This window comes from Lentzea albidocapillata (assembly GCF_000719115.1).
Classification (GTDB): Bacteria; Actinomycetota; Actinomycetes; order Mycobacteriales; family Pseudonocardiaceae; genus Lentzea; species Lentzea albidocapillata.
This window is the reverse complement of sequence record NZ_JOEA01000022.1, coordinates 221,863-236,783: the sequence shown is the minus strand read 5'-3', so window position 1 is coordinate 236,783 and position 14,921 is coordinate 221,863. Positions and strand designations below refer to the sequence as shown.

The 14,921-nt window shown below is 67.2% G+C and carries 14 protein-coding genes; 4 read left to right on the top strand and 10 right to left on the bottom strand.

From position 1 onward, the window contains the following. Positions 1–140: 140 nt before the first annotated feature. Positions 141–1,028 (bottom strand): aldose 1-epimerase family protein, encoded by an 888-nt coding sequence (locus tag IG04_RS0133395; protein WP_030480738.1) that lies wholly within the window; start codon positions 1,026–1,028, stop codon positions 141–143. 38 nt (positions 1,029–1,066) lie between these two features. Between IG04_RS0133395 and IG04_RS0133390 the strand changes: the two genes are divergently transcribed. Together IG04_RS0133390 and IG04_RS0133385 are read left to right on the top strand one after the other, a co-directional pair. Continuing rightward, complete coding sequence (locus IG04_RS0133390) at positions 1,067–1,843, top strand: MBL fold metallo-hydrolase (RefSeq protein ID WP_030480737.1); 777 nt, start codon at positions 1,067–1,069, stop codon at positions 1,841–1,843. Next, positions 1,840–2,556, top strand: a complete 717-nt coding sequence (locus tag IG04_RS0133385; protein ID WP_030480736.1) for an AAA family ATPase — start codon at positions 1,840–1,842, stop codon at positions 2,554–2,556. The genes IG04_RS0133390 and IG04_RS0133385 overlap by 4 nt, the downstream gene beginning before the upstream one ends. Positions 2,557–2,558: 2 nt before the next feature. Here the strand turns inward: IG04_RS0133385 and IG04_RS0133380 are convergent, their stop codons facing one another. After that, the gene (locus IG04_RS0133380; RefSeq protein WP_036016436.1) at positions 2,559–3,953 is read right to left on the bottom strand and encodes an APC family permease; all 1,395 of its coding nucleotides are present in this window, start codon (positions 3,951–3,953) and stop codon (positions 2,559–2,561) included. An 80-nt stretch (positions 3,954–4,033) separates the two neighbouring features. Between IG04_RS0133380 and IG04_RS0133375 the strand changes: the two genes are divergently transcribed. Continuing rightward, a complete protein-coding gene (locus IG04_RS0133375; RefSeq protein ID WP_030480734.1) occupies positions 4,034–4,828 on the top strand; it encodes a hypothetical protein in 795 nt (264 codons plus the stop codon). On the opposite strand, the gene IG04_RS0133370 is transcribed toward IG04_RS0133375, so the two are convergent. From IG04_RS0133370 to IG04_RS0133335, 8 genes are all read right to left on the bottom strand, one after another. Next, complete coding sequence (locus IG04_RS0133370; protein WP_245816665.1) at positions 4,812–6,074, bottom strand: MFS transporter; 1,263 nt, start codon at positions 6,072–6,074, stop codon at positions 4,812–4,814. The two genes, IG04_RS0133375 and IG04_RS0133370, sit on opposite strands and share 17 nt — an antisense overlap. 59 nt (positions 6,075–6,133) lie before the next feature. Further along, positions 6,134–8,068 carry an asparagine synthase (glutamine-hydrolyzing) gene (asnB, locus tag IG04_RS0133365; protein WP_030480732.1) on the bottom strand — a complete coding sequence of 645 codons (1,935 nt, stop codon included), beginning with the start codon at positions 8,066–8,068 and terminating at the stop codon, positions 6,134–6,136. Positions 8,069–8,500: 432 nt separating this feature from the next. Then, a complete protein-coding gene (pdxH, locus tag IG04_RS0133360) occupies positions 8,501–9,157 on the bottom strand; it encodes a pyridoxamine 5'-phosphate oxidase (RefSeq protein WP_030480731.1) in 657 nt (218 codons plus the stop codon). A 155-nt stretch (positions 9,158–9,312) separates the two neighbouring features. Then, positions 9,313–10,014: an urease accessory protein UreD gene (locus tag IG04_RS0133355; RefSeq protein ID WP_030480730.1), complete on the bottom strand. Its 702-nt coding sequence runs from the start codon at positions 10,012–10,014 to the stop codon at positions 9,313–9,315. 10 nt (positions 10,015–10,024) lie between these two features. Next, complete coding sequence (gene ureG / locus IG04_RS0133350) at positions 10,025–10,660, bottom strand: urease accessory protein UreG (RefSeq protein WP_030480729.1); 636 nt, start codon at positions 10,658–10,660, stop codon at positions 10,025–10,027. Continuing rightward, entirely contained in the window at positions 10,650–11,261 is a 612-nt protein-coding gene (locus tag IG04_RS0133345) for an urease accessory protein UreF (RefSeq protein WP_030480728.1), read from the bottom strand. The genes ureG and IG04_RS0133345 overlap by 11 nt, the downstream gene beginning before the upstream one ends. Further along, positions 11,258–12,940: an urease subunit alpha gene (locus tag IG04_RS0133340; protein WP_030480727.1), complete on the bottom strand. Its 1,683-nt coding sequence runs from the start codon at positions 12,938–12,940 to the stop codon at positions 11,258–11,260. The genes IG04_RS0133345 and IG04_RS0133340 overlap by 4 nt, the downstream gene beginning before the upstream one ends. After that, complete coding sequence (locus tag IG04_RS0133335; RefSeq protein ID WP_051771168.1) at positions 12,937–13,536, bottom strand: urease subunit gamma; 600 nt, start codon at positions 13,534–13,536, stop codon at positions 12,937–12,939. The genes IG04_RS0133340 and IG04_RS0133335 overlap by 4 nt, the downstream gene beginning before the upstream one ends. 218 nt (positions 13,537–13,754) lie before the next feature. Between IG04_RS0133335 and serC the strand changes: the two genes are divergently transcribed. Continuing rightward, positions 13,755–14,882 carry a phosphoserine transaminase gene (gene serC, locus IG04_RS0133330; protein WP_030480725.1) on the top strand — a complete coding sequence of 376 codons (1,128 nt, stop codon included), beginning with the start codon at positions 13,755–13,757 and terminating at the stop codon, positions 14,880–14,882. The last annotated feature ends 39 nt before the right edge of the window (positions 14,883–14,921 follow it).

Below are 14,921 nucleotides of genomic sequence, written 5' to 3'. Positions count from 1 at the left end.
GGGCAGCGCCCCCAGGGGAAGCACGCAACCGCAAGCTCGCCGCCCGCAAGGCGACCACCCGCCCGGTCGCGGCCCGCAAAGGTGACCACCCGCCCGGTCGCGTCGTGCCCCGCAAGGCGACCACCCACAACAGCCAGCGCTCAGCCCAACGGCCGAATCCCCCACCGAGCCCCCCAGGACTCCCCAGGAGAAACCCAGATCAAATCAACCCCAGAATTCAAAGCATCCGGCGGACAGGTCATCGGCTCAATGGCAACCGCCCGCCCCCGATCCGGATAGGACTCAGGCGTATAAACCTGAACCCAAGAAAACGCCGGATCAGCCCACACCTCGACCCCACCACCCTCCGCAACCAGCGAGTGATGGATCAACCCGTCCCCAGAGGGCTCGCACCCGCCGAACGGAGTGTCCAACCGAACCCCGCCCAGCCCCCGCCCACCCCGGAAGTCGTACGACGTCCCCTCCACAGGAACGGCCGCCCCAGAAGGCACCATCCGCTCAGTGTCCAACGGCAGAACAGTGGTAGCGGCCAACGTCAAAGTGCACGAATCGGTAGAAGCATTCCCAGCCCGCGGATACGGATGCGTACCAACACCGAACGGCGTAGCAACGTTCCCGATGTTCTTGACCCCATGCGTAACAGTCAGCCCGTTTTCGTCCAGCGCATAGGACACCGTGACGCGCAAAGCAGCAGGCCACCCAGGCTGAGGTTCGATGGTCGCAACCAACGACACCAACGACCCGGTGTGCTCCAACACGGCCCAGGGACGACGTCGCACAAGCCCGTGGATAGCGTTTCCACGCGAGGGCTCGGTGACCTCGAGCTGCTGCACAACCCCGTCCAGCATCCAAGACGCACCGGCGGTCCGGTTGGGCCACGGCACGAGCACGGCCCCGGCGCTCATCGGGGGTTTCTCGTCGGCGCCGAATGTCTCCACGTACGGAACGCCGTCCACCTCGAAAGACCGCAGCCCCGCGCCTACAGTCGTGATCACGGCGGTGGCACCCTCGTACGAGATCCCCAACATGAGGCTGAAGCCTACGGGGCCAGCGGAAGGATTTGCCCATGAAGGTTCATCACCTCAACTGCGCCACGTTCCGGCCTCCCCTGGTCGCGGGCGGGCTCGTGGCCCACTGCCTGCTGATCGAGACCGACCAGGGCCTGGTGCTGGTCGACACCGGCTTCGGCACGAACGAGGTGACCAACCCGAAGGCGACGATCGACGGTCTGAGCCGCAAGCTGCTCAGGCCGGCGCTCGACATCACCGAGACGGCGATCAGCCACGTCGAGAAGCGCGGTTACACGGCCGACGACGTGAAGCACATCCTGCTCACCCACCTCGACCTCGACCATGCGGGCGGGCTGCGTGACTTCCCCAAGGCCACCGTGCACGTGCTGGACACCGAGCTGGAAGCCGCGACCAACGCGCGCAGCACCAAGGAGCGGGCGCGGTACCCGAAGGCGCAGAGGGACGGCGTCAAGTTCGAGACGCACAAGGCCGAGGGCGAGGACTGGTTCGGGTTCCAGGCCGTCAGGAACATCGCCGGCCTGCCGGAAGAGGTGCTGATGGTGCCGTTGATCGGCCACACCCGCGGCCACACGGGCATCGCGGTGAAGTCGGACGACGGCTGGCTGCTGCACGCCGGCGACGCGTACTTCTACCGCGGCGAGGTCGAGACGCCGCCGAGCAACATCTTCGCGCTCAAGCTCACCGCCAAGCAGACCGAGACGATCCGCGAGCAGCGTCTGTCCAATGTGGAACGCCTCAGGGAGCTCAAGGCGAGTGGCGAAGCCGAGGTGTTCTGCGCCCACGACCCGGTCGAACTGGCACGGCTGGCGTGACGTTCATCCGGCACGTCCGCCTCGACCAGGTGCACGACACGCACCGCTACCCGTTCACGCTCCCGGTCGTCCAGCACCTGATCAGACGGCCGCTGGAACTGAAGGCGCCCATCACCTTCCTGACGGGCGACAACGGCACGGGCAAGTCCACGCTGGTCGAGGCGATCGCGGTGGCGGCGGGGTTCAACGCCGAGGGCGGCACGCAGTCGTTCCACTTCGCGACCAAGGCGACGGAGTCGTCACTCGGGGATTACCTGATCCTCAGCTGGGGCACGAGAAAACCCAGGACCGGGTTCTTCCTGCGCGCCGAGTCGTTCTACAACGTCGCCACCGAGATCGACCGGATCGGCGAGGGGATCCACGCGTCGTACGGCGGAAAGTCGTTGCACGAGCGGTCTCACGGCGAGAGCTTCATCGACCTGATGAACCACAGGTTCGGCAGCAGGGGCCTCTACATCCTCGACGAACCAGAAGCCGCCCTTTCGGTCAAAGGCTGCCTGACGGTCCTGAGGCGCATGCACGAACTCGTAGAAGAAGGTTCGCAGTTCATCATCGCCACGCACTCGCCGATCCTGCTCGCGGTACCGAACGCCACGATCCTCGAGATCACCGACACGATCGACGAAGTCTCCTACGACACAGCGGAACCGGTCCGGCTCACCCGCAACTTCCTGGGTGAGCCGGACCGGTTCCTCAAGCACCTACTGGACTAGAACTACTTGCCGAGCTTCTCCGGGTGGATCTCCACCTTGCCGTGCAGCACGCGGTTGATGCCCCAGAGCACCAGACCGGCGAGCAGCAGCCAGCCCGCGATCTTGTAGTCGTCGATCGGACGCCCGGACGTCCACGGGATCGCGAGGTACGCACATGTGATCGCGCCGAGCACGGGCGCCCACGTGGGTGCCCGGAAGTGCTTGTGCTCGGACGGCTCCCGGCGCAGCACGAGGCACGCGACGTTGACGATCGTGAAGACGATCAGCAGCAGCAACGACGTCGTGCCACCGAGCTTGCCGATGTCGGCGGTGGACACCAGGATCACCGCGACGCCGGTCGTGAAGACGATCGAGATCCACGGCGTGCGGCGGAACGGGTGCACGACACCGAAGAACTTCGGGATGATCTTCTCGTTCGCCATGCCGTACAACAACCTCGACGCCATCAGCATGTTGATCAGGGCCGAGTTGATGACGGCCAGCAGGCCGATCAACGCGAAGACCCACAGCGGGAAGCCGGGCGCGCCGACGGTGACGACCCTCAGCAACGCGCTGCTGCCGGCCTTCGCGAGTTCGTCGGACGGGATCAGCAGCGACGACGTGATCGCGACGAGCACGTAGATCAGGGCCGCGATGCCCATGCCCCACAGCATCGCGCGCGGGAAGATCTTGACCGGGTTGCGGCACTCCTCGGCCATGTTCACCGAGTCCTCGAAGCCGACCATCGCGAAGAACGCGAGTGCCGTGGCCGAGGTGACCGCGAGCATCACGTTGCTGCCGGACGGGACGTCGATCTCGGTGAGCCTGCCGGGGTTGCCGTCGCCGTTGACGACCGCCCACGCGCCGATCAGGATGATGATCACCAGACCGGACAGCTCGATGCAGGTCAGCACCACGTTGACCTTGACCGACTCGGACACGCCGCGGAAGTTGATGACCGCCAGAGCGGCGATGAAGATGACCGCGATACCGGTGATCGCCAGCGACTCCGGGCTGAGCGCGACGTCGAAGAACGTCACCAGCAGCTGCCGCAGGTACGTGCGGCCGAAGGCGAGCGCGGCCGCCGAGGCCGACGTGATGCCGGAGCACATGACCGCGAACGCGACCATGAACGTCAAGAAGTGGATCTTGAACGCTCTGTTCGTGTACAGCGCGGCGCCGGCGGCCCTGGGGTACTTGCCGACGAGCTCCAGGTAGCTGAACGCGGTCAGGAATGCCACCACGAACGCGAGCAGGAAGGGCAGCCAGAGCGCGCCGCCGATCTTGCCTGCCACGTTGCCGGTGAGCGCGTAGATGCCGGTACCGAGGATGTCGCCGACAACGAAGAACAGCAGCAGCTTCGGGCCGATCGCCCGTTTCAGCTCTGGTTGCTCCGTTTGTGGAGTCGCTTCAGCCATGCCCGAAGATTCTGCCCGTTTCGCCTGGCCACCAGCACGAACGGACGCCTACCTCACCCGTTTGATGTAACAATTGCCCGATGAGACTCGCGGCAATCGCGATCATCGCCGCCATGGCGCTGACCGCCTGCTCCTCGTCCGAACCCGCGAGCGAGAACCAGTCCCGGCACCGCGACGTGAAGAGCCTGGTGGCCGCGGTGACCAAGACCGTCGGCGAGAAGGGTTCCTACCGCTTCTCCGTCACGCCACCACCCACCGGAGGTGGCGTGCGGGCACCGTCGAGCGGCAGCGTGCGGCTGGGCGGCGAGGTCCCGAGCATGGACGCGACCACCACCCGTCCCGTCCAGACCGGCGGCGAGGCGGTCGACCTCCGGCTGGTCTCGACCACAAAGGACACCGCGTTCGTGAAGCTGCCCGCCGCGGTTTTCGGGCTGCCGGCCGACAAGCCGTGGGTGGAGCTGGACCGCAAGGTCGACGACGACTTCACGACGACGTTGCTGGGCTTCCACGACGTCGTCTACCAGCAGGCCGCTTTCACGACGTACCACCTGCCGGTGATCCAGGCCGGTGGCGAGCTCAGGCTGACCGCGCAGGTCGGCGGCAACACCCGGTACTCGATCGCCGTCGACTACCAGAAGGCGTACGACGCCCTCACCGACGAGGGCCTGAAGGCCGAGGTCAAACTCGCACTGGACCAGAAGGTCCCCGGTTCGACCGGTGAGATCGAGCTGGACGACACCGGCCTGCCGACCCGCATCACCTTCTACACCGAGTTCCAGGGCGTGCGGATCGTCGACGAGGCCCGCTTCTCGGACTGGGGCTCCGATGTGCAGATCGCCGCGCCGAACCCGGCGGAGATCAGCTCGCGGAACTGAATCGGTAGCGCCAGATCGCCGGCAGCAACGCCACCATCGCGACGGACGCCACGACGACCAGCAGACCACCGACCGACACCGCCGCGGCCGTGCCGAACGCCGCGCCACCCGTGCCGTGCAGCAGGTCCGCGATGCGCGGCCCACCGGCCACGACGACGATGAAGACGCCCTGCATCCGTCCGCGCATCTCGTCCGTCGCGGCGGACTGCAGGATCGCGCCACGGAACGCCATCGACACCATGTCCGCCGCCCCCGCGAGCGCCAGGAACGCCGCCGCGACCCACAGCGAACCGGCGAGACCGAAGCCCATGATCGCAAGGCCCCAGCCGACGACGGCCAGCGTCAGCGCGACGCCGTGCCTGCTGACGTTGGAGATCCAGCCGGACGTGAGGCCGCAGATCACCGCGCCGACGGGAATCGCGGCGAACAGCACCCCCAGCGCGAACCCACCGCCGGCCGGGTCGCCGAACGTGTGCTGGGCCATCTCCGGGAACAGCGCCCGGGGCATGCCGAACACCATCGCGATGATGTCCAGCAGCATGCTCGCCATCAGCACCTTCTGCGCCCAGAGGTACGTGAACCCGGCCAGCACGTCCTTGAGGCCGGCGCGCCGGACCACCCCGTCGAGCGGGGGCATCGAGGGCAGCTTCCACACCGCGTAGACCGTGGCGGTGAGCGCGATCGCGTCCACCAGGTAGAGCGTCGAGAGCCCGACGACCGGTATGAACGCGCCCGCGAGCAACGGCCCGAGCACCGCACCGAACTGCATGACGGTCGACCCGAGCGCAGCCGCGGAAGGCAGTAGCTCGGCCGGCACCAACCGGGCGATCGACGCCGAACGGGCGGGAGCGTTCGCCGCGAAGAAGACCTGCTGCAGACCCAGCAGAGCGATCACGAGCCACACCGAGCCGATGTTCATCGCAGCCTGCGCCCACAGCAGCACCGACGAGACCGCGATGCCGACGTTCGTGACGAGCAGCAGCTTGCGACGGTCCACAGTGTCCGCGATCGCGCCGCCCCACAGCCCGAACACGAGCAGGGGCACCAGCGCCACACCGGCGGCGATGCCGACCCACGCCGAAGACCCGGTGAGGTCGTAGACCTGCTTGGGCACGGCAACGGCGGTGAGCTGGGAGCCCACCGCCGTGATGATCGTGGAGATCCACAGCCGGCGATACGCGACGATCTTCAACGGACGAGTGTCGATCACGAACGTCGAGCGCGCGCTTCTCCCCACGGTGGCCACTTGGTTAGCCTATGACAACTAACAAGTCCTTCACGTGGAGGTGTCACCAACCCCACTCGTCAGAGGCGGACGGGGTACACCGGCTCCGGCACCTTCGGGCTGATCCGGCCCTCGACGAAGATCCCGTGCCAGATCATGAAGCAGAGCACGCTCCACAACTGCCGGCTGCGGTCGAACTGCTCGGACTTGTGCTCGGCGAGCAGATCCATGACCGCGTTCTTGTCGAGCAGGTGGCCGGTCTGCGAGTCGTTGATGATCCCGCGCGCCCAGTCGTACATCTCCGCGCGCAGCCAGTGCCGGATCGGCACCGGGAACCCGAGCTTGGGCCGGTTGAGCACGTGCGCCGGAATGATCTTCGCCAACGCCCTGCGCAGCGCGTACTTGGTCGTGCCCTCGGTGAGCTTCTGGTCGAGCGGCACCTCGGCCGCCACCCGGAACACCTCGGGGTCGAGGAACGGCACGCGCAGCTCGATGGAGTTCGCCATGGTCACCTTGTCGGCCTTGACCAGGATGTCGCCGCGCAGCCACGTGAAGAGGTCGATGTGCTGCATGCGCGCGACCGGGTCCCACGATTCGGACTCGCGGTACCAGGGCGCCGTGACGTCCTGGAAGCCGATGCCCTCGACATAACCGGGGAACACCGCACGCACCTGCGCGTCACTGAAGTTGCGCGCGTTGCCGTAGTAGCGCTCCTCGAGCTTGAGCGCACCCCGCCGAAGCAGGTCCTTGCCGCGCACACCCTCCGGAATGGACTTCGACACAGCGCCCATCAACTTGCGCACGCCGCCCGGCACCTTCTCGAAGGGCGACAACGACAGCGGCTCGTGATAGATCACGTACCCACCGAACAGCTCGTCCGCACCCTCACCGGACAACACGGCCTTGACGTACTTACGCGCTTCCTTCGCGATGAAGTACAACGGCACCAACGCCGGGTCCGCCACCGGATCGTCGAGGTACCAGATGATGAGCGGCAACTCTTCCATCATCTCGTCCGCAGACACGGTCCTCACGACATGCCGCACCCCGATGGCCGCCGCAGTCTCCGCGGCAACGTCCACCTCCGAGTACCCCTGGCGATCAAAACCGCTGGTGAACGCGATGAGGTTGGGGTTGTGCTGCTTGGCCAGCGTAGCCGTGGCCGTGGAGTCGATACCGCCGGAGAGAAACGCACCGACCGTCACGTCCGGGTCGGAAATCATGTGCTTGGCCACCGAGTCACGCATCACGTCGGCAATGCGCTCGTACAGCGCCTCAGCCTCGTGCGCCCCGTTCACCGGCCGCGGCGAGAACACGGGCTTGAAGTACCGGTTGAACAGCACCTGCCCACCCGGCGACACCTTGAACGAAGTCCCGGACTCAACCCGCCGAATCGCCTTGTGCAACGACTCAGGCTCAGGCACGTACTGAAGCACGAGGTAGTGCTGCAACGCAGTCTGATCCAGCTCCTGACTGATCCCAAGGACCCCGGTGAGCTGCAGCAAACTCTTCTTCTCGGACGAGAACCCAACCCCACCGGGCCCAGCGGCCCAGTACAGGGGCTTGATCCCGAACGGATCCCGCGCACCAAAGACCACACGCTCCTGCGCGTCCCAGATCATGAACGCGAACATGCCGCGCAACATCTTGACCCAGTCAGCACCAAGGTAGTGATACCCAGCGACGATGGCCTCACCATCACCGTTGGTCTTGAACTGCGCGCCGAACTTACGCATGAGCTCCGACCGGAGCTCCTTGTAGTTGTAGATCTCGCCGTTGAAGTTCAACGTGTACCGCGTCGGGTTCTCCGGCGGCCCCCACACGAGCGGCTGATGGGAGTGCTCAAGATCAATAAAACCAAGCCGGTTGAACCCGTAGACGACCTCGGCATCAGCCCAGGTGTCCTGCTCGTCGGGCCCACGGTGCCGCTGGCAGCGCAGTGCTGAGGCCACAGAGGCGCGCGCGGAGACCGCGGCGGCTTCAGTGGAACAGATGAGTCCGAGCACTCCGCACACGTGAAATCGCACCTCGTAGCTAGCTGTTGCTGAAATCCCAGTATGCCGAAGCCGGGATCGGACAATCTCCCCAGCCTGAGGACGCCTGAGCCACCGGTCAGGTTCACCGCGAAGCCAAGGCGAGCCGCCCTCCCCCACGCGAAGCCGAAGGCGAGCCGTCCTTACCAAACGGGCCAGGCGGTGCCCTCAAAGCAACAGGCAGCCGCCCAACTCAACAGGCGTGCCATCTGCCCGCTGATGGCGTGGACCCCCTGATCAGATTGCCGGGGGTCTGGGGGCAGCGCCCCCAGGGGAAGCACGCAACCGCAAGCCCGCCGCCCGCAAGGCGACCACCCGCCCGGTCGCGCCCCACCCGGCCACCGCACGCCCAGGTCGCGAACAGCAAAAGGGGCGCCTCCCGCCCACAGGAGACACCCCATCCGCAAAAGCTAACTACGGAGCAACCCGCTCCAACGACCACCCATCCCGACCATCCCGGAACCGAAGCCGATCATGCATCCGATCCCGCCGCCCCTGCCAGAACTCGACCTCCTCAGGCCGAATCCGCCACCCACCCCAATGCGGCGGCACAGGAATCTTCTCGGTATCAGCGAACTGCCGCTCGATCTTGTGCAACGCAGAATCCAAAGTGGACCGCCCAGTCACCACCCGGGACTGAGGCGAGGCCCAAGCCCCGATCTGCGACCCACGAGGCCGGGAGTTCCAGTACTCGGCGGTCTCCACCGGCCCGACCTTCTCCACCACCCCACGTACATGGGCCTGCCGCTGCATCGCGAACCACGGGAACGTGGCGGACGCATACCGGGTGGCCATCAGATCGTGCGACTTGTTGGACGTGTAGTTCGTGAAGAACACCAGCCCGCGGGCATCCAAACCCTTCGCCAGCACGGTCCGCGACGAGGGCCGGCCCTTGACGTCGGTCGTCGCGAGCACCATCGCGTTCGGCTCGGGAAGCCCGGCGTTGGTCGCCTCGTCGAGCCACAACTGGAGCTGTTCGTGCCAGGTGGCGGCAAGCTCCGACTCGCTGAGCGAGCCCTGCTCGTATGACACGCGCATCGCCGGTAGTGCGATGTTCGTGGTCTCCGTCATCGGCGAACCTCCAAGCGGCGGCAGAACTCGTGGTCCCTGGACCCGCGACCATACGCACGGCGACCCGATCCCGAAACCGCCTGCGCGGTGATGACCACCACCTGAACGGTGACTGTCCGTACAAAGAACAGTTCTGGATCGAGTCCGTGATCGAGTCAGATGGCATCAAGCACTCTTGTGACGGTGACCACGTCATCACCCAGTGCGGTGGCAAGGCTTCCGCCTGCTGCCAACGGAACGACGCTCCACCACTCACCGCCATCCGTCTCGCGCTCCACCGAGTCGAGAAGCATCTCGGTGCCGACGACCCGCTTGCCCGCGAGGCCGGCGGACGAAGCGTCGGCCAAGGGATCACCCACGACCAGTTGCTGATGCAACAACGGCCTGCCACAACGGGTTGCGCGCACAGACGACGACAACGTGCCCGGCTTCTCCCCCGCACGACCCAGCACCAGCACCTCACGAGTTTGCAACTGTGCGTGACCGTCTAATTCGGCCTCCACCACAGAAGTGTGGTGCGCACGGCTCGTCACGACGGTCGGTTCCGGCAGGTAGCGAACAGTCCCCTCGACCAGGAACCGAACCAGGGACGAAGACTCCTCACCGGACGAACCGGGCAACAACAGTGTTGCCGCAACACCTCGAAGCTCAAGCGAGGCTCCAGGACCGACTTCGACAGTCAGGGACAACGAATCACCGCCCAGGGGTGCCGTCACCGAGGAAACCAAGTGCACCAACGCAAGCGGGCCCACGCGCCGGTGCGGCACCAATGTCAACGGTGTCATCGACCGCAGGACTCGCACAACACTGTTGCCGTGCGAGTCCAGCGACACCACCAACCGAGCCGACGCCTTCACCGCACACCCTTCACAGCTGGGCCAGCACCCACTTCGCCACCTCGGGCGCGTCCGGCGTCTCGACCAGCGACTGGGCGATGACGGGCAACGAGCCACGCATCCGGTGCGCGTCGGAGATCATCACATCCATGTCCGCGCCGACGAACGGTGCCAGGTCGGTCTTGTTGATGACCAGCAGGTCCGCGGTCGTGACGCCGGGACCGCCCTTGCGCGGCACCTTGTCCCCGCCGGCCACGTCCACGACGAAGATCTGCGCGTCGACCAGCCCCCGCGAGAACACCGCCGTCAGGTTGTCCCCACCGCTCTCGATGATCACCAGGTCCAGGCCGGAGATCCGATGCTCCAACCGCTCCACCGCGTCCAGGTTCGCCGTGATGTCGTCCCGGATGGCCGTGTGCGGGCAGCATCCCGTCTGCACGGCCTCGATGCGTGACGGATCAAGCACCCCTGCCCGGCGCAGGAAGTCCGCGTCCTCGGTCGTGTAGATGTCGTTGGTGACGACCGCGAGCTCCAGCTGCGAGCCCAGCGCACGGCACAACGCCGCGGTCAGCGCGGTCTTGCCGCTGCCGACCGGGCCGCCGATGCCGATGCGCGGCGCGGCTCCATGGTGGTGATCATGCGGGTCGGGCCCGTGGTTAGCTCCCAAAGAGACGCACCCCTTCACGTCGGACATGTGCCTCGGCCAGCAGGTCCAAGGCAGGTGAACCCAGAGCAGGCAGCTCCTTGCACGCTCGCGCGGCGACGTCCTCGACGGCGAGTGAGGCCACGATCGCGTTGACCCCGAACGGATCCAGCCCCAGCAACCGGACGGCCGCCGACGCCGGCCCGCTCACGGCCAGATAAGCGCAGGTCAAAGCAGCCTCAACAGGCTCGCCGATCAGCACCCCGATCACCAACGGCTGGTGCGGGTCACGCGGCAACGCATCCAGCCGCGCGGAAGGCCAGGCACGACGAGCCGCGCGCAGCATCCCTCGTCCCTGTGCGCGCGAAGCCGAGCGCTGAGCGGGAGAAGGCGTGCGGGCGTCCAGTTCCGCGTCCAGCACGTCCAGATCCTCACCACGAGCCGCCGCGGCCGCGAACCCGGCCGCGAGCAACCCGGCTCCCAGCAACCGGCCGTGCAGGAACGCCCGCAGCGACGGCTCGTCGTGCACCAGCCCGCGCGCGGCGGCTTCCTCCAGCCCACCGGAGTGCACGTGGCCGCCGCCGGGGAAGCGGGAGTCGGCGAGGATCAGCGCGGTCAGCATCAGAACAGGAAGTACCGTTGGGCCATCGGCAGTTCCGCGACCGGCGAAGGCACGACCAGGTCCCCGTCGACGTGCACGGCGAAGCTGTCCGGATCGACCCGGACGTCCGGCATCGCGTCGTTGTGCACCATGTCCGCCTTGGTCACCGATCGCGTCGAGGCCACCGGCAGCACCCGCCGCGCGTACCGATCGCCGACACCGGCCTCGATCGCCGACGGCGCGACGAAGAACACCGACGAGGCCGCACCGGCCGTCGCGCCGAACATCGGCCGTGCCCACACCGGCTGCGGCGTCGGGATCGAGGCGTTCGCGTCACCCATCGCGCCCCACGCGATGAACCCACCCTTCAGCACCACCGAAGGCCGCACGCCGAAGAACTTGGGCTCCCACAACACCAGGTCGGCCAGCTTGCCGGCCTCGACCGACCCGACCTCGTCGGCGATCCCGTGCGCCACAGCGGGGTTGATCGTGTACTTGGCGACGTAGCGCTGCGCCCGCAGGTTCGAGTCCATGGAACGCCGCGACGACATGACGTGCGCGGTCTGCCAGGTCCGGATGATCACCTCGCCGACGCGGCCCATCGCCTGCGAGTCGGACGAGATCATCGAGATCGCACCCATGTCGTGCAGCAGGTCCTCGGCCGCGATCGTGGTCGGCCTGATCCGCGACTCGGCGAACGCCAGGTCCTCCGGCACGGACGGGTTGAGGTGGTGGCACACCATCAGCATGTCGAGGTGTTCTTCGAGCGTGTTGACGGTGTGCGGGCGCGTCGGGTTCGTCGACGACGGCAGCACGTTCGGCAGCGAGACCACGCGGATGATGTCCGGCGCGTGCCCGCCACCGGCGCCCTCGGAGTGGTAGGCGTTGATCGACCGGCCACCGATGGCGTCCACAGTGGACTCCAGGAAGCCGGCCTCGTTCAACGTGTCCGTGTGGATCGCGACCTGGACGCCGGACTCGTCAGCGACGCGCAGGCAGGCGTCGATCGCGGCAGGCGTCGTACCCCAGTCCTCGTGCAGCTTGAACCCGCCCGCGCCGCCGGCGAGCTGCTCGCGCAGGCCCTCCTCGGAGACCGTGTTCCCCTTGCCCAGCAACAGGATGTTGACCGGCATGTGGTCCATCGACGTCAGCATGCGGTCGAGGTACCAGGCTCCGGGCGTGACGGTCGTGGCCTTCGTGCCCTCCGCCGGACCGGTGCCGCCGCCGATCAGCGTCGTCAGCCCGGACGCCAGCGCCTCGTCCACGATCTGCGGGCAGATGAAGTGCACGTGGCAGTCGATGCCGCCCGCGGTGAGGATCTTCCCGTTGCCGGACAGGATCTCCGTCGACGGCCCGATCACCAGTGCTGGGTGCACGCCGTCCATCGTGTCCGGGTTGCCCGCCTTGCCGATCGCGACGATCCGCCCGTCCCGCACGCCGACGTCGGCCTTGACGACACCCCAGTGGTCGAGGACCACCGCACCGGTGATGACCAGGTCGGGAGCACCCTCGGCACGGGTCGCGACGCCCTGGCCCATCGACTCGCGGATCACCTTGCCGCCGCCGAAGATCACCTCGTCGCCGGACGCCGCACCGCGCGAACGGTCCTCGGTGACCTCGATGAACAGGTCCGTGTCGGCGAGCCGGATCCGGTCACCGGCCGTCGGCCCGAGCAGTTCGGCATAACGCTCGCGGTCGATCATCGCTGCAACCCCCGGACGATCCTCAAGCCTGCCAGCGGAACCAGCGTGACCTCGCGCTCGACACCGGGCTCGAACCGCACGGCCGTCCCCGCCGGGATGTCGAGCCGGTAGCCGAACGCCGCCTCGCGGTCGAAGGACAGCCCCGTGTTGACCGAGGCGAAGTGGAAGTGCGATCCGACCTGAACGGGCCGGTCGGCGACGTTCACGACGACCATCGTCACGCGCGGCCGGCCGGGGTTGAGCTCGACGGGCTCGGCGCCGACGACCACCTCACCCGGCGCCGGACCGGCCGAGGGCGCGATCGGGTGGTGCACGGTGACGAGCTTCGTGCCGTCCGGGAACGTCGCCTCCGCCTGCACCGAGTCGATCATCTCCGGCACGCCCCGCATGACCTGCTCCGGCGCGAGCACGGTCCGCCCGCTCTCCATGAGCTCGCTGACCGTGCGGCCGTCCCGCGCACCCTCCAGCACGTGGTCGGTGATCAACGCGACCGCCTCGGGGTAGTTGAGCAGCACTCCGCGTTCGAGCCTCCGCCGCGCCACGTCGGCAGCGACGTGCACGAGGAGCTTGTCCCGTTCATGCGGCGTCAGATGCACTCCGCCGTTCTAACACGCGAAAGCGCGCTATCGCGGAGTGGAAACACGGCCGAAACACGACCGCGTGTCCACTGACCGGTTGACAATCGGAGTCAGCGGTGCGTGACCCAGGACACCCGGCTGTCACCTCTCGGCCACCGGCCTGCAACACTGTGAACTCCGGCAACGGCGCCGGTCAGGTCCCTGAAGCTCGTCAATCGCCCCGGAGGCGTGACCACATGACCCAGACCGCCGATCCGACCTCGTTGGTGCTTCCCGCCGAGCTCAAGCCGTCTGACGGCCGCTTCGGCTGTGGACCGTCCAAGGTGCGTCCCGAGGCCGTCGCGGCCCTCGCGTCCGAGGGCGCCGCACTGCTCGGCACATCGCACCGGCAGAAGCCCGTCAAGAACCTCGTCGGCCGCGTCCGCTCCGGACTGCGCGACCTGTTCCAGTTGCCGGACGGCTACGAGGTCGTGCTCGGCAACGGTGGCACCACGGCGTTCTGGGACGCGGCGTCGTTCGGGCTGGTCCGCGAGACCGCGCAGCACTTCACGAACGGTGAGTTCTCCTCCAAGTTCGCGAAGGTCACGCAGACCGCGCCGTTCCTGAAGGACTCCCTGGTCACCAAAGCCGAGCCGGGCACCTCGCCCGAGCTCTTCTACGCCGAGGGCGCCGACCTGGTCGGCTGGGCGCAGAACGAGACCTCGACCGGTGTCGCGATGCCCGTGACCCGCATCGAGGGTTCCGGCGACGCGCTGATCGCGATCGACGCGACGTCCGGTGCCGGTGGCCTGCCGGTCAAGGCCGAGGACTTCGACGTCTACTACTTCGCGCCGCAGAAGTCGTTCGCCTCGGACGGTGGCCTGTGGCTCGCCCTGATGTCGCCCGCCGCGCTGGCCCGCGTCGAGGAGCTCAAGGACCGCTGGGTGCCGGAGTTCCTGTCGCTGCCGACCGCGCTCGACAACTCCACCAAGGACCAGACGTACAACACGCCGTCGGTCGCCACGCTCTTCCTGCTGGCGCACCAGATCGACTGGATCAACGGCAACGGTGGCCTCGACTGGTCGGTCGCGCGCACGAAGGACAGCAGCGACCGGCTGTACTCGTGGGCCGAGAAGACCGCGTACACCACGCCGTACGTCGAGAAGGCCGCTGACCGCTCGCAGGTCGTCGGCACGATCAACTTCTCCGACGAGGTCGACGCCGCCGTCGTGGCGAAGGTGTTGCGCGCCAACGGCATCGTGGACGTCGAGCCGTACCGCAAGCTCGGCAAGAACCAGCTGCGCGTCGCGATGTTCCCGGCCATCGAGCCGAACGACGTCACGATCCTGACGCAGGCGATCGAGTGGGTCGTCGGCCAGCTCTGAAGTTCTTGAGGTAGCAGCCTGGGGTGCACCGACGAGTTT

What these genes read in the sequence shown, in the direction of transcription:
- pdxH (WP_030480731.1), bottom strand. Translation starts at nt 9,157, where the DNA reads ATGACGGAGACCACGAACATCGCACTACCGGCGATGCGCGTGTCATAC.
- IG04_RS0133380 (WP_036016436.1), bottom strand. Translation starts at nt 3,953, where the DNA reads ATGGCTGAAGCGACTCCACAAACGGAGCAACCAGAGCTGAAACGGGCG.
- IG04_RS0133340 (WP_030480727.1), bottom strand. Translation starts at nt 12,940, where the DNA reads ATGATCGACCGCGAGCGTTATGCCGAACTGCTCGGGCCGACGGCCGGT.
- IG04_RS0133395 (WP_030480738.1), bottom strand. Translation starts at nt 1,028, where the DNA reads ATGTTGGGGATCTCGTACGAGGGTGCCACCGCCGTGATCACGACTGTA.
- IG04_RS0133375 (WP_030480734.1), top strand. Translation starts at nt 4,034, where the DNA reads ATGAGACTCGCGGCAATCGCGATCATCGCCGCCATGGCGCTGACCGCC.
- IG04_RS0133390 (WP_030480737.1), top strand. Translation starts at nt 1,067, where the DNA reads ATGAAGGTTCATCACCTCAACTGCGCCACGTTCCGGCCTCCCCTGGTC.
- serC (WP_030480725.1), top strand. Translation starts at nt 13,755, where the DNA reads ATGACCCAGACCGCCGATCCGACCTCGTTGGTGCTTCCCGCCGAGCTC.